The organism is Bradyrhizobium sp. 134 (assembly GCF_023074155.1).
Taxonomy (GTDB): domain Bacteria; phylum Pseudomonadota; class Alphaproteobacteria; order Rhizobiales; family Xanthobacteraceae; genus Bradyrhizobium.
The window spans coordinates 352,358-366,262 of the sequence record NZ_JADPKX010000074.1 but is presented as its reverse complement, the minus strand read 5'-3'; the positions used below and the strand labels follow the sequence as shown (position 1 = coordinate 366,262).

The window sequence follows — 13,905 nt, the reverse complement described above, 5'->3', positions numbered from 1 at the left end:
CACGTGACCGACATGAATCTCGCACCTGGCCATCTCCGTGCCGCCTATCACAGCGGTGAGCTCACGCCGTCCGATGTCGCCGCGCATGTGTTGTCGCGCCTTGACGACGCCGACCAGAGCGGCGTCTGGATCTCGACGGCAAATCCAGACGGCGTCATGGCGAAGGCCCGCGCGCTCGATGCGCGCATTGGCGAGATCGGCGAGCTGCCGCTCTACGGTCTCGTGTTCTCGGTCAAGGATTGTATCGACGTGGCCGGCGAGCAGACCACCTCGGCCTGCCCGGAATTCGCCTACACCGCGAAAGACACCAGCCCGGTCGTCGCCGACGCCATCGCCGCCGGCGCGATCTATCTCGGCAAAACCAATATGGATCAGTTCGCGACCGGCCTCGTCGGCGTGCGCTCGCCCTATGGCATCGCCCGCAACCCGCACAACCCCGACTACATCCCCGGCGGCTCCAGCTCGGGCGCAGCGGTGTCGGTCGCGACGGGCACCTCGTCCTTTGCGTTCGGCACCGATACTGGCGGATCGGGCAGGGTGCCGGCGTCCTATTGTGGCGTGACCGGCTTCAAGCCGGCGCCCGGCGCCTTCAGTCAGCGCGGCATGGTCTACGCGTGCCGTAGTTTTGATACCATCTCGCTCTATACGCGCGACCCCCGCGATGGCCACGAGATCTATCGCGTGTTGGCGCGGTGCGATGCCGGGGACTGCTTTTCACCGGAAGCTTTCGCCGGATGGACGGAGCAGGCTCCTCCAGCGCGGCCGCTCAACATCGCAACGCTGCGTCCGGATCAGCTCAGGTTCTTCGGCAATGCGGAGACGGAGGCGCTGTTCGGCGATGGGCTGCGCAAGCTGCGGCAACTCGATCTGTCGGTGGCGTCGGTCGATTTCTCGCCGTTCATTTCGGTCAACGATCTGATGTTCTTCGGACCCTTCCTCGCCGAACGGGACGTCTCGGTCGGCGCATTCCTCGACGCCAACCCGGACGCGGGCGTGAAGATCGTGCGCGACCTCGTCATCGGCAGCCGGAAGTTCACGGCGGCCGACGCCTATCGCGCGCTCTACAAGGTCAAGGAGGTCCAGCGGTCGCTGCGCGATTTCTGGCAAGTTCACGACGCGCTGGTCGTGCCGACGGTCGGCACCGTGCTGAGCATCGACGACGTCGCGCGCGATCCGCTGACGGCCAACTTCAACAACGGCTATTACACCAACTACGCAAACCCGCTGGGCCTGGCCGCCATCGCCGTTCCGAACGCCGTCACCGCAGCCGGCGTGCCCTATGGCGTCACGTTCCTGGCGCCGGCTGGCCGGGAGCGTCTGCTCACCGATCTGGCCTGCGCTTTCGTGGAGGCTTCAGTCGGGCCCGACCATCTGCGCCGCGTTGCAATCTGAGCGGAGACCTCCTAGCCTTCGAGCCGTCACTCGAAGGGAGACCGATCGTGGAGCGCAGCGATGCGCATGAGGTGGCCGATCCCGCTGAGCCGCGCGCCGAACTGTCACGGCCCGGGACCGGACGTTATGTGCTGAAGGCGTTGGACAAGCCCGATCTGGAGCTGGTGATGCGAACCGGCCGGCTCGCGACCTACCAGAACCGCGAATATCTGCTGCGGGAGGGCGAGCCCGCAAACGGCGTCCACATCATCCTGAACGGAATCGTCGAAAGCACCCATGCCGGCACGCAGGGGCGCGAATTGATGCTGTCGACCTGGGAGGCAGGCGACTTCGTCGGGGCGCCCTATATCCTCGGCGATCACCGCCACAGCTGGTCGGCCCGCGCGCTTGGGCGCGTCGAAGCACTGCATCTCGACCAGGATGCGGTCCGCCGGTTGATCGCGCAGTCGCCGTCGTTCGCAGTCGCGCTGATCGAGTGTCTCGGCTTCAAGGGCGAGACCTATTCGATGCTGGCGCAGACGCTGGCGGGACAGAAGGCGGCGGAACGGCTGGTGCTGCTGCTGGTGAAGCTGTGCGAGAACGCGGCCCAGGACGAGAGCGGCCCGATCTCGCTCGGCCGCATCACGCAGGCCAATCTCGCGCGCATGATCGGTGCGACGCGCCAGTCGATCAGCCTGATCCTCAGCCGCCTCCAGGACGACGGCATCATCTGGACCGGCCCGACCAAGATGGTCGTCAACGATCTCGCTGCGCTCAGGAAGCAGGTGGCGGACTAGGTGTGGTCTTATAAGGTCAGCCCACCGTTGCAAACGGAAGTCTTCCGCGTTGAGCATGATGGACGGCTTGTGACCCGTTGCGGACGATCGCAGCAATGCACATCGACTACGATACCAGGCCGAGGCAATCGGCTAGATCGGCCCAAGGTTTTTACTCGGCACTTGCGCCAGTGCGGCATCGATGGCGGTTTGCAACTCTGCCAGCAAGCAAGGCTTTCTCACGACCGGGGTGCCCCTGAAGGCATCAGGCACACCCGACGATCCGTAGCCGCTCACGAAGAAAAAGGGCTTGCCGCGTCCCGCAACTGCTGTGGCGATTGGCTCGATGGTGTCGCCGCCGAGATTGATGTCCAGGATCGCGAGATCGAACTCGGCATCCGTCGCAAGAACGGCACCCTTGGTGACGTTTCCCGCTTCTGCAACAACTGAATGACCCGCTTCCTCGATCATCTCGACCAGCATCATTCGGATGAGCGCTTCATCTTCGATGAGGAGGACTGATGCAGACACGGATCTCGCCGTTTCTCAGGCGGGACCCGTCTGCTGCGACGCCGCGTTCAGGAGCTGGGAAACAGCCGAAACGACTTGCGCGGGCGCAAATGGTTTCTGAAGCAGAATGCTGTTCGGTACACCGAAGATGGGCCATTTATCGGCCGCGCCGCCGGTCATGTAAACCACGGGAAAATGCGGGTCGATCTCACGGGCGGCCCTTGCGACCTCCCAGCCGTCGAGGCGCCCCAGCAGATTGACGTCAGTGACGAGCGCCCGGTAGGGCTGACCACCCTTCAGGAGCGTGACGGCTTCCTCGCCCGTCTTCACGGTCGCGATCTGAAAGCCTCCCTCCGAGAGAGCGTCTTCGACGATGAGCTGGAGCGCATCCTCGTCTTCGATCAACAGAATGGTTGGAAGTTCCGCCGTATTCACATCTTCCCCTGCTTCGCCCAACGTTACAAAGTGCACATAAGGTTCTTTGTTCCATCGGTGGAACGAACAAAGCGAAGCAGTTCAAGCTACGCCGGGCACTTAGAGACCAGTACGTGCCATTCCTCCCGCGGCGCCAATTCCTCTTCAAAATTAATGGAGGAACATTCCTGCCATTGCCAAGTTTTCCCGATACCCTTCCCCAAGGGTGACCCCAATGGCCCCAGCTCAATGCCCCCCCCGCGAGCTGGGGCCTCTTTTTCCCTGACGATTGAGCTGACATCGGGAAGCACAACCGCTTCTTGTCAAAGGAGTGCACGCCCGAGCGCCGGGCGCCGTAGCAAATCATTTTCGGGCCGACTTCGACGGTGCTGGGACCAGCCCCATACACAGCTGCACCTCGGCCGGGACATTGTAGGTCCGCATGATGTGGCGGCTGTCGCGCAAGCCGGATGCCTCACGCTGCACCACGAACATCCAGAGCGCGTGACCGGCTTCCATCACCAGCTTGCGCCTTGCCGGTTGCATCGAGTCCGGCACCTCGGGGAGGGCATGGGCGGCGTCGAACTCGCGCAAGCGCGCGAGCGCCTGCTCGAGCGTGCGGCCCATCCGTCCAAGCGCGGAGGCCTGTTCCTGAACGATCTCATAATGGAGGATATCGACCGGCGGCCGAAGATCACGGGACATGAGGCCCAATATAGGAGCGCCGGAATGGCCTGCAACGCATGCCCGCTTGGCGCTACTTCGCCCGATAAGCCGCCAGGAACATCCGCGTCGCGCTGTCGACGACCTCGCTCATGCGTTCTTCCGACGGTGCGGGCGCGGCCTGGAAGACGAAGGGCAGGAAGAGCGAGGCCTTGCACAGCTCCATGAACTGCGACGCCGCCAGATCGCAATCGTCGATCTCGAGATCGCCGGAGGCGACATGGGTGTTGAGATAGTCGGAGAGGCGGTTGATGGATTTGTCCAGCACGCGCGCATAATAGCGGCGGCCGAGATCGGGCATGCGCTCGGCGATCGCCATCACGGTGCGGATCGCGGACCCGCCGCCGGGCCGGCACAGCAGACGATTGTAGGCCCGGCCGAAATCCTTCAGCGTGGTTTCAACATCGCGTGCCGGATCGAAATTGAACGCGACCTGCCCGTGCTGGAGCGCCTCCTGCTCAAGGATGGCTTCGAACAGCGCGCATTTGTCAGCGAAGTAGACGTAAAGCGTGCCTTTGGAGACCTGCGCCGCGCGGGCGATTTCGCCCATGCTGGCACCGTCAAACCCGAGATCCATGAACACCTTGCGGGCCCCGTCCAGGATCTGGCGGCGTTTGGAGCTGTCCTCCTCTTGGATGACGTGCAGATGTTCGCGGCCGGTTACAACCATTGGTTCAGGGTCTCGGAAAGTTTTTGCTTCGGTCGAGGGTCATGAAACCGAAATAAAGGATTCGGGCCAGTAGGGTCTGTCCGGGAATATTGTCTATATTGACCGAACCGTTCGGTCAATGATATTTGGGATCGGCGAGAGGGACCCGGCCGCACGGCGGCCGTCCCTCATTGCGCTTTTTTGGGGGAGGCCTCCATGGCCGTAGTGAGAGATCAGGCTGCGCGCGTCCTTCGCCCGGACGCCGCGGAGACGCCGACGCCCGCGGGTGGTGACGCTGCCACCGAGACGTCTGTAGCTCTCGCCGAGCAGTTGCGCTCTCATGTGGCCGAGGAAACCAAGCGCCGCCCCAGCGAGGCGCCGGAGACGCCCGTGACCGACAAGCCGGCCGCAGCCCCCGACGCGCCCGCCGCCGCCGGCGCGCCGAAGTCCGGCAAGCGCAAGTTCATGATGATGGGAGTAGGGCTGGTGCTGGCGCTCGCGGCCGCGAGCTATGCCGGCTATTACACGCTGGTCGGCCGCTTCTACGTCGCGACCGACGACGCCTATGTCCGCGCCAATAACACCATGCTGGGCGCGCGCGTTGCCGGCCACGTCTCCTCGATCCTCGCCGGCGACAACACGACGGTCCGCGCCGGTGACATCGTCTTCCGCATCGACGACGGCGACTACAAGATCGCGGTCGACGCCGCCGCGACCAGGATCGCGACCCAGCAGGCCACCATCGATCGCATCGGCCGCCAAGTCGCGGCGCTCGACAGCCAGGTCGCACAAGCCAAGGCGCAGCTCGTCTCCGCCGAAGCCGGCCTCAAGCGCGCCGACCTCGATTATGAGCGCCAGCAAGCGCTGAGCAACAAGGGGTTTGCCTCGCGCGCCACCTTCGAGAGCTCCGAAGCCGGACGCGACCAGGGCGCCGCCGCGGTCAAGGCTGCGCAGGCCGCCTACGACGTCGCGCTCAGCAATGTCGACGTCGCCAAGGCGCAGCAGGCCGAAGCGCAGGCGCAGCTCGCCGAGCTCAAGACCACGCTGGCCAAGGCCGAGCGCGATCTCGCCTTCACCGCGGTGCGCGCGCCGGTCGACGGCACGTTCTCGAACCGGCTCGTCAGCGCCGGCGACTTCGTCGCGGTGGGCCAGCGGCTCGGCAACGTCGTGCCGCTCGACAACGTCTATATCGACGCCAATTTCAAGGAGACCCAGCTCAAGCGCATCCGCCCCGGTCAGCCGGTGACGATCAAGGTCGACGCCTACGGCATGCGCAAGTTCTCCGGTGTCGTTGACAGCATCGCGGCGGGCGCGGGTTCGGTGTTCACGCTGCTGCCGCCTGACAACGCCACCGGCAACTTCACCAAGATCGTGCAGCGCGTGCCGGTCCGCATCCGCGTGCCGAAGTCGGTCGCAAAGCAAAACCTGCTTCGCGCCGGCATGTCGGTCACTGCGACGGTCGACACCAACAAGGGCGCGGCCGACGCCGACAGCGAGGTCGATCTCGACGACGCCACCATGATCCATCCGCAGTAGCGCGCCTGCGCCGCGAGGTCAGACCATGGCGAACGCCACGACCGCTTCACCTGCCATGATGGCGGACCCCGCTTCGGAGCGCATTGCGCCGAAGCGGTTGTTCGCTTTCATCATCATGGTGTTCGGGATGTTCATGTCGATCCTGGACATCCAGATCGTCTCGGCGTCCCTGAGTGAAATCCAGGCCGGCCTGTCGGCAAGCTCCAGCGAGGTCTCCTGGGTTCAGACCGCCTATCTGATCGCCGAAGTGATCGCGATTCCGCTGTCGGGATTTCTGTCGCGCGCCTTCGGCACGCGGCTGTTGTTTGCGATCTCGGCGGCCGGCTTTACCGCATCGAGCCTGCTCTGCGGCTTCGCCACCACCATCGAGGAGATGATCCTCTGGCGCGCGCTGCAAGGTTTTCTCGGCGCCGGCATGATCCCGACGGTGTTCGCTTCGGCCTACACCGTCTTCCCACGCACCAAATTCCACATCGTCGGTCCCATCATCGGGCTCGTCGCGACGCTGGCTCCGACCATCGGGCCGACCGTCGGCGGCTACATCACCGACCTGATGTCCTGGAACTGGCTGTTCTTCATCAACATCGTGCCCGGCATCGGGATCACCATCGGTGTGCTGGCGCTGGTCGATTTCGACGAGCCGCATTTCGAATTGCTCGATCGCTTCGACTGGTGGGGGCTGCTGTTCATGGCCGGCTTCCTCGGCACGCTGGAATACGTGCTGGAGGAAGGCCCGCAATATGAATGGATGCAGGACCCCTCGGTCGCGATCTGCGCCTGGATCTGCGGCATCTCCGCGATTGCCTTCTTCTGGCGCGTCTTCACGGCGGCCGAGCCGATCGTCAATCTACGCACCTTTTCCAACCGCAATTTTGCGATCGGCTGCGTCCTTCAGTTCTGCATCGGCATCGGCCTCTACGGCCTCACCTACATCTATCCGCGCTATCTCGCCGAAGTGCGCGGCTATAGCGCGCTGATGATCGGCGAGACCATGTTCGTCTCGGGCATCACCATGTTCCTGGTCGCGCCGGTGGTCGGCCGTCTCATGGCGAAGTACGACATGCGCTACATGATCGCGTTCGGGCTCGTCGTGTTCGCGCTCGGCTCCTACCAGATGACCTGGATCACGCGCGACTACGATTTCTACGAGCTATTGATTCCGCAGATCCTGCGCGGCATCGGCATGATGTTCGCGATGGTGCCGACCAACAACATCGCGCTCGGCACGCTCGCACCTGACCGGGTGAAGAACGCCTCGGGCCTCTTCAACCTGATGCGCAATCTCGGCGGCGCGGTCGGTCTTGCCGTCATCAACACCGTGCTCAACGACCGCACGGACCTGCACATCACGCGCCTGCAGGAGCGCGTCACCTGGGGCAACGCGACCGCGACCGAAACCCTGACCATGTTCATGCAGAAGTTCCAGGGGCTCGGCGATTCCACGCTGATGGCGATGAAGCAGCTGTCGCAGCTCGTGCATCGCCAGGCCGTGGTGATGGGCTTCGGCGATGCCTTTTTCATCCTGACGCTGTTCTATCTCGGCCTCACCCTGCTCGTCACACTGTTGAAGAGGCCGGCCTCGCCGTTCGGCGCCAGCGGCGACGCGCACTAAGCCAGCCACTCATTCGGTGTCATCGCCCGGCTTGACCGGGCGATCCAGTATTCCGAAAAGCCTGTAATAGAGCCGAGGCGCCGCGGCGTACTGGATGCCCCGCCTTCGCGGGGCATGACGGAGGAGAGCGCGGCGACGCGTACTAATTTGCAACACTCGTGCGTGATCTCGCGCGAGCCCCGTTGCAAATCACCAATGACACATCTATAAAGCGCACCTCATTCCATCGAACCGGGAGGATTTGCATGATTTCGTCGCATTCGCAGATCGCACGCCCGCGCTCGATGATGTTCTGGCTCGGTATCTGCTCGGCCTCCTAGAGGCCTCTTCCGCCAGCTTCGATTGGGCTTCCAGTCCCGATCGCTCCGCTCCCCAAGTCCAAAACCAACTTCAAGTGACGCCGTCTCGGCCCTGGCGGCCGACCTGCGTCCATCAATGGAGCCGGCCCGCGGCATAAGCGGCCGGATGATGCCATGACCGCTCTGTCAAAAAGGCCCGCGGCGATACGCGTGGTGCTGCCCTTCGTGTTCCGGCACTGGCTGAAGCAGCCGGGGCGTACCCTCGTCGTGGCCGGCGGCTTGTTGGGTGCGACCATCGCCGACCTGTTCATGCCAGTCTTCTCCGGACATCTGGTCGACGCCCTGACGCGCGGCCCATCCGATCCCGCCGCGCGTCACGCGGCGCTGATGGCATTGGGCGGTATCGTGGCGCTGGGCGCAGCGTCCATGGTGCTGCGGCTGACCGGCCTCCAGGCCATCGTGCCGTTCTCGCTGAAGATCATGTCCGAGGTCGCGCAGGAAGCCTTCATGCGCGTGCAACGGTTCTCGACCGACTGGCACGCCAACTCCTTCGCGGGATCCACGGTGCGCAAGGTCACCCGCGGCATGTGGGCGCTCGACCTGTTGAACGACACCATCTTGATGGCGCTGGCGCCGTCGCTGCTGGTGCTGATCGGGTCGATGATCCTGCTCGGCGTGCACTGGGCCTCGCTTGGCGCGGTGATCGCGCTCGGCGCGCTGGCCTATGTCACGATGACGGTGCTGTTCTCGACGCGCTACATCGCGCCGGCCGCGCGCGTCTCCAATGCCTGGGACACCAAGGTCGGCGGCACACTGGCGGATGCGCTGACCTGCAACGCCGTGGTGAAATCTTTCGGCGCGGAGGCGCGCGAGGATGCGCGGCTTGCCCATGTCGTCAACCGCTGGCGCGTGCGCGTGCGGCGGACCTGGCTGCGCTACAACTACACCAATCTGGCGCAGCTCTCGGTGTTGCTGGCCCTGCGCGCCTCCGTGATCGGCGGTGCCGTGCTGCTGTGGATGTCGGGGCAGGCCTCGCCCGGCGACGTCACCTATGTGCTGACGAGCTATTACGTCATCCATGCCTATTTGCGCGACGTCGGAATGCACATCAACAACCTGCAGCGCTCGGTCAACGACATGGAGGAGCTGGTGGCGATCCACGACGAGCCGATCGGGATTGCGGATGCGACGGACGCGCGGCCGATCGCGATCGAGCGCGGCGAGCTCGTGTTCGACGACGTGACGTTCCATTACGGCGGCCATCACGCGCCGCTCTATGACGGACTGTCGGTCACGATCCGCGCCGGCGAACGCGTCGGTCTCGTCGGCCGCTCCGGCTCCGGCAAGACCACCTTCGTCAAGCTGGTGCAGCGGCTCTACGACGTCACCGGCGGCCGCGTTCTGATCGATGGGCAAGACATCGCCAAGGCCACGCAGCACTCGTTGCGCAGCCAGATCGCGATCGTGCAGCAGGACCCGATCCTGTTCCACCGCTCGCTCGCCGAGAACATTGCCTATGGCCGGCCCGGCGCCAGCCTGGAGGCGATCGAGCAGGCGGCACGGCTGGCCAACGCGCACGACTTCATCGTGCGCCTGCCTAAGGGCTACGGCACGCTGGTCGGCGAGCGCGGCGTCAAGCTCTCCGGCGGCGAGCAGCAGCGCGTGGCGCTGGCGCGTGCCTTCCTGGCCGATGCGCCGGTGCTGATCCTGGACGAAGCGACCTCGAGCCTCGATTCGGAATCCGAGGCGCTGATCCAGCAGGCGATGGAGCGGCTGATGAGAGGCCGGACCTCGATCGTGATCGCGCACCGGCTGTCGACGGTGAAGAGCCTCGATCGCATCCTGGTGTTCGACCGCGGCGAGATCGTCGAGCAAGGCACCCATGCCAAGCTCGCAGCCAAGCCCGGCGGCATCTATCGCGGGCTGTTCGAGCGCCAGGTGGTGGAGCTCGGACAGATCGCAGCAGCGGAATGAGTGACGCGCGGCCGGCGGACCAATGTCGGCCGCGTCGCCGAAGAATCGGTCAAGGATGGGTGACATGAAAGACCTGACCAACGGCTCCATCGCGAAGCACATTCTGGGCATGGCGCCGCCGATCATGGTCGGTATGGTCACGATCATGCTTTGCCAGCTGGTCGATCTGTACTTCGTCTCGGGCTTGGGCGATGCCGCGGTCGCGGGCGTGGCGGCGGCCGGCAATGCCGGCTTTCTCATCAACGCGCTGATGCAGGTGCTCGGCGTCGGCGCGGTGTCGTTGATCGCGCATGCCGTGGGACGCAAGGATCGGCCGGATGCCAATTTGATCTTCAATCAGACGATCGTGCTGTCGGTGCTGTTCGGACTGTTGACCCTGGTCGCAGGCGCGGCGCTGTCGCGCGCCTACATGCATGCGATCGCCGCGGACGAAGCCACGATCGAGGCGGGGACCACGTATCTGCTGTGGTTCATGCCGGCGCTCGCGTTGCAATTCGCGAGCCAGGTGATGGGATCCGCGCTGCGCGCCACCGGCATCGTGCGTCCCACGATGCTGGTGCAGGCGCTTGCGGTGGCCATCAACATCGCGCTGGCGCCGGTTCTGATCGCGGGCTTGGGCACGGACCATGCGCTCGGCGTTGCCGGTGCGGGGCTGGCGAGCTCGATCGCGGTGTTGATCGGCGTCGTGATGCTGCTTGCCTATTTTCGCAAGGTCGAACGCTATGTCGCCTTTAATCCGGCGCAGTGGCGTCCGCAGGCGCAGCATCTGAAGCGCATCCTCAATGTCGGTCTGCCTGCCGGCGGCGAGTTCGCGATGATGTTCATCCTCATGGCGGTGGTCTATTTCGTGCTGCGCGATTTCGGTGCGGCGGCGCAGGCCGGTTTCGGGATCGGACAACGGGTCCTGGGCCTGATCCAGATGCCGGCCCTTGCAGTTGCGCTCGCCGCCGGGCCGATCGCCGGCCAGAACATGGGCGCCGGAAAAGGCGAGCGCGTGCGCGAAACCTTCGTCAAGGCGGCGCTGATCACCAGTGTCGTGATGATCGGCTTCATGTGCCTCGCGCAGTCGAAGCCGCAGCTCCTGCTCGCGGGGTTCTCGAACGATCGGGAAACCATGGAGATCGCGTTCCTGTTCCTGCGGATCATCTCGCTCAACATGGTGGCGCAGGGCGTGATCTTCACCTGCTCGAGCATGTTCCAGGGCCTTGGCAATACCAAGCCGGTGCTGTGGAGTTCGGCAACGCGCGTGCTCACCTATTCGCTGCCGGCGATCTGGCTGTCGACGCGGCCGGGTTTCCGGATCGAGCACGTCTGGTACCTGTCGATCGCGGCAACCACGCTGCAGGCGGCCCTGAGCTTGTGGCTGCTACGGCGTGAATTCAGGAAGCGCCTTGTCATGCTCCGACACGAGGAATCCCCGGAGCAGGCTGCGCCGGAGCCCGTGGCGTCTCCTGTACGCGCGCCGGCGTAGCGATCGCTTGTCCCCGCCCCACGGCTCCGGCAAACTTGCCGCGCCGTGGGGATCGCCTGCAGGGGCCAAATGACCGGAGTGTTGTACGAGCAGCGGCCCAATTCCTGGCTCTCCGCGATCTGGGCGGCACGCTATCGCACGCCAGCCCGCTTCGTCGCGCTGATTGCGTTGCTGTTGCCATGGACCACGACCGGGCTCATTTTCGCGCTCATTCCCTGGCTGATCGCGTTCGCGTTCCTCGACCTTCGCGAATTTCCGCGTTCGCTGCTTCGGCCGATCTGCCTGCTGCCGATTGCGCTGGTCGCACTCGCCGCCATCGGCACGCTCTGGTCGGATGCGCCGTGGCCGGACCGAATCCATGCGATCGGCCCGGCAGCGAAGCTGCTGGTGATTCCGCTCCTGATCTACCAGTTCGAGCGCTGGCCGTTTGGCGGCTGGGTGTTTTCCGCGTTCCTGGTGTCGTGCACGGCGCTGATGCTCTATTCCTTTGCCGTCGCCGCCGATCCCGCACTGTCGCTGAAACTCTATCTGTCGCGCGGGCCTTACAAGGTCGAAAGCGGGATCGCGGTGCGCAATTATATCGACCAGAGCCAGGAATTCGCGCTCTGTGCGATCGCGCTGGTTTATCCCACCGTGTCGCTGCTACGACGAGGCCGCTACCGTAGCGCGGCGCTGTTCGTGGCGCTCGCGATTGGATTCCTCGCCAACATGATGTTCGTCGTGGTCTCGCGCACGGCGCTGGTGACGCTGCCGATCCTGATCGTGGTCTTCGCGCTCTTGCATTTGCGCCGCCGCACCGCGCTGCTCGCCGTCGGTGCGATGGGGCTGTTGGCCTTGACGTTGTGGAGCGCCTCGCCGCATCTGCGCACGACCGTCGCCAAATTCAGCGGAGACTACGAGGTCAGCATCGTCGGCAACGACGTCAGCGGCATGGGATCGCGACTGGAGTTCTGGCGCAAATCGCTGGCATTCACCGCGGACGCGCCGCTGCTCGGTCACGGCACCGGCGCGATCCGCGGCCTGTTCGCGCGCGCGGCTGTCGGCGAGAGCGGGGTTCGGGCGGAAATCGTCGGTGATCCCCACAACCAGACGCTCAATGTCGCCGTGCAATGGGGCGCGTTGGGCGTCGTGATCCTCTACGCGCTCTGGTTCGCGCACCTCTCGCTGTTTCGCGGCGAGGGGCTGGCGTGCTGGGTCGGCCTCCTGGTCGTGGTGCAGAACATGCTGTCCTCGCTGCTCAACTCGCATCTGTTCGATTTCGCCGAGGGCTGGATCTACGTGCTTGGCGTCGGAATTGCCGGCGGCATGGCGCTCGCCGCGAAGACAATACGAAGCTAGTGCGTGCCCAAACTGTTCCAGACCAGGCCGAGGCCCGACAGGAACAAGAGACCGAGCACGACATCGCCAAAATGCTTGTCGCTCAACGCGTGGTAGACGCGCGCGCCGGCCCATGCGCCGATCAGCGTGCCCGGAAATGCGATCACCGCAAGCCAGACGACCTTGAACGCGACGAGGTCCGAGGCCGTCTGCAACACCAAAGCGGCGGCCAGCACGGTGAAATTGAAGAGCTGGAAGATGCCGCGCCGCTCGTGCTTGTTCCAGCCGCGGATGTTGGCCCACAGGATCGGAAGCGGCCCCGACAGTCCGGCAAGGCCACCTAATATGCCGCCGGCAAAGCCGATCGCGCCGTCGGCAATGCGGCCGCCGAAGGTGACGGCGAGCGGCTGCTTGTTCAGATAGAGAGCGGTTGAAAACACCAGGATCAGCACGCCGACGCTCAGCTTGAACACTTTTGGATCGGCGGAGGCGACCAGCATGGTGCCCAGCGGCACGCCGATCAGTCCTCCAATCAGGAACGGCCAGACCAGCGAGAGATCAAAGCTCTTCCACATCGACGGCAGCGTCGAGCTCTGCGCGATCACCGAGCAGATCAGCACCAGCGGCACCGCGAGCGAGGGCGGCAGCACGTAGAGCCAGATGCCGAGTGCCATCAGCGCCGTGCCGAATCCGGCAAGGCCCGAGACGAAGCCCCCGGCCAGTGCGCCGAGCAGCAGCAGCGCGTAGGTGAGTATTTCCAACAGATTGTCCCTGTCGCCTGGGCGATCCCGAACTGTTGATCGCCGTCGCTCGCATAGCACAGCTGCGGCCGTGCAGGTCAATTTCAAAACCGCACGCAAGCGTGATCCCCAGCGGCGGGCGTTCGCGAAAGACAGGGCTACATGATGCTCGTACTTCAACCTGGGGGCCCGCTCGACGCCATCATGCGGTTCGATCGGCCAGACTCCCGAATGAGCATATGGAGAAGGACGATGACCCGCACGAAGATTGCCGTCGCGGCCGCGCTGATGTCGGCGGCGGCCTTGATGCCGACAATGGCGCAGGCCCAGTTTTCCGAGCCTGCGGCCTATCAGGCTGCCCATCCGGACCGCGACGTTCTGAATGGCGGCCAGCTCACGCCCGCCGCGCGCGGGGCTCGCGGCCAGTCCTTCGCGCCGAGCGAAGCCTATGCGGCCTATCCGTCTCCCGTCGCGCCGGTCGTGCGCTCGCGGCATCGCCGCCAGCATCAATAG

General features: G+C 64.7%; 13 protein-coding genes. 8 read left to right on the top strand and 5 right to left on the bottom strand.

Annotation, left to right across the window (positions count from 1 at the left end; genetic code table 11):
* Positions 1–12 precede the first annotated feature (12 nt).
* Both IVA75_RS31895 and IVA75_RS31890 read left to right on the top strand, forming a co-directional pair.
* Positions 13–1,392 (top strand): amidase family protein, encoded by a 1,380-nt coding sequence (locus IVA75_RS31895; RefSeq protein WP_247287977.1) that lies wholly within the window; start codon positions 13–15, stop codon positions 1,390–1,392.
* Positions 1,393–1,439: 47 nt separating this feature from the next.
* Positions 1,440–2,168: a Crp/Fnr family transcriptional regulator gene (locus tag IVA75_RS31890; RefSeq protein WP_027570679.1), complete on the top strand. Its 729-nt coding sequence runs from the start codon at positions 1,440–1,442 to the stop codon at positions 2,166–2,168.
* A gap of 132 nt (positions 2,169–2,300) precedes the next feature.
* Here IVA75_RS31890 and IVA75_RS31885 read toward each other — a convergent pair whose 3' ends face one another.
* The 4 genes from IVA75_RS31885 to IVA75_RS31870 form a co-directional block, all read right to left on the bottom strand.
* The gene (locus tag IVA75_RS31885; RefSeq protein WP_027570680.1) at positions 2,301–2,678 is read right to left on the bottom strand and encodes a response regulator; all 378 of its coding nucleotides are present in this window, start codon (positions 2,676–2,678) and stop codon (positions 2,301–2,303) included.
* A gap of 15 nt (positions 2,679–2,693) precedes the next feature.
* On the bottom strand, positions 2,694–3,128 hold the full coding sequence (locus IVA75_RS31880; protein ID WP_247287979.1) for a response regulator: 435 nt from the start codon (positions 3,126–3,128) through the stop codon (positions 2,694–2,696).
* Between the two features lie 306 nt (positions 3,129–3,434).
* A complete protein-coding gene (locus IVA75_RS31875) occupies positions 3,435–3,776 on the bottom strand; it encodes a DUF6665 family protein (protein WP_027570682.1) in 342 nt (113 codons plus the stop codon).
* A 52-nt stretch (positions 3,777–3,828) separates the two neighbouring features.
* On the bottom strand, positions 3,829–4,464 hold the full coding sequence (locus IVA75_RS31870) for a TetR/AcrR family transcriptional regulator (RefSeq protein ID WP_247287981.1): 636 nt from the start codon (positions 4,462–4,464) through the stop codon (positions 3,829–3,831).
* A 195-nt stretch (positions 4,465–4,659) separates the two neighbouring features.
* Between IVA75_RS31870 and IVA75_RS31865 the strand changes: the two genes are divergently transcribed.
* From IVA75_RS31865 to IVA75_RS31845, 5 genes are all read left to right on the top strand, one after another.
* A complete protein-coding gene (locus tag IVA75_RS31865) occupies positions 4,660–5,979 on the top strand; it encodes an HlyD family secretion protein (protein ID WP_247287982.1) in 1,320 nt (439 codons plus the stop codon).
* A 25-nt stretch (positions 5,980–6,004) separates the two neighbouring features.
* Positions 6,005–7,591, top strand: coding sequence for a DHA2 family efflux MFS transporter permease subunit (locus IVA75_RS31860; protein WP_007613582.1), 1,587 nt, complete (start codon positions 6,005–6,007; stop codon positions 7,589–7,591).
* Between the two features lie 473 nt (positions 7,592–8,064).
* Positions 8,065–9,864, top strand: coding sequence for an ABC transporter ATP-binding protein (locus IVA75_RS31855; protein WP_247359602.1), 1,800 nt, complete (start codon positions 8,065–8,067; stop codon positions 9,862–9,864).
* A gap of 64 nt (positions 9,865–9,928) precedes the next feature.
* The gene (locus tag IVA75_RS31850) at positions 9,929–11,335 is read left to right on the top strand and encodes an MATE family efflux transporter (RefSeq protein WP_247287984.1); all 1,407 of its coding nucleotides are present in this window, start codon (positions 9,929–9,931) and stop codon (positions 11,333–11,335) included.
* A 69-nt stretch (positions 11,336–11,404) separates the two neighbouring features.
* On the top strand, positions 11,405–12,673 hold the full coding sequence (locus IVA75_RS31845; RefSeq protein WP_247287985.1) for an O-antigen ligase family protein: 1,269 nt from the start codon (positions 11,405–11,407) through the stop codon (positions 12,671–12,673).
* Here IVA75_RS31845 and IVA75_RS31840 read toward each other — a convergent pair.
* A complete protein-coding gene (locus IVA75_RS31840; protein ID WP_247287986.1) occupies positions 12,670–13,413 on the bottom strand; it encodes a sulfite exporter TauE/SafE family protein in 744 nt (247 codons plus the stop codon). The two genes, IVA75_RS31845 and IVA75_RS31840, sit on opposite strands and share 4 nt — an antisense overlap.
* Before the next feature lie 231 nt (positions 13,414–13,644).
* Between IVA75_RS31840 and IVA75_RS31835 the strand changes: the two genes are divergently transcribed.
* The gene (locus tag IVA75_RS31835; RefSeq protein ID WP_247287987.1) at positions 13,645–13,905 is read left to right on the top strand and encodes a hypothetical protein; all 261 of its coding nucleotides are present in this window, start codon (positions 13,645–13,647) and stop codon (positions 13,903–13,905) included.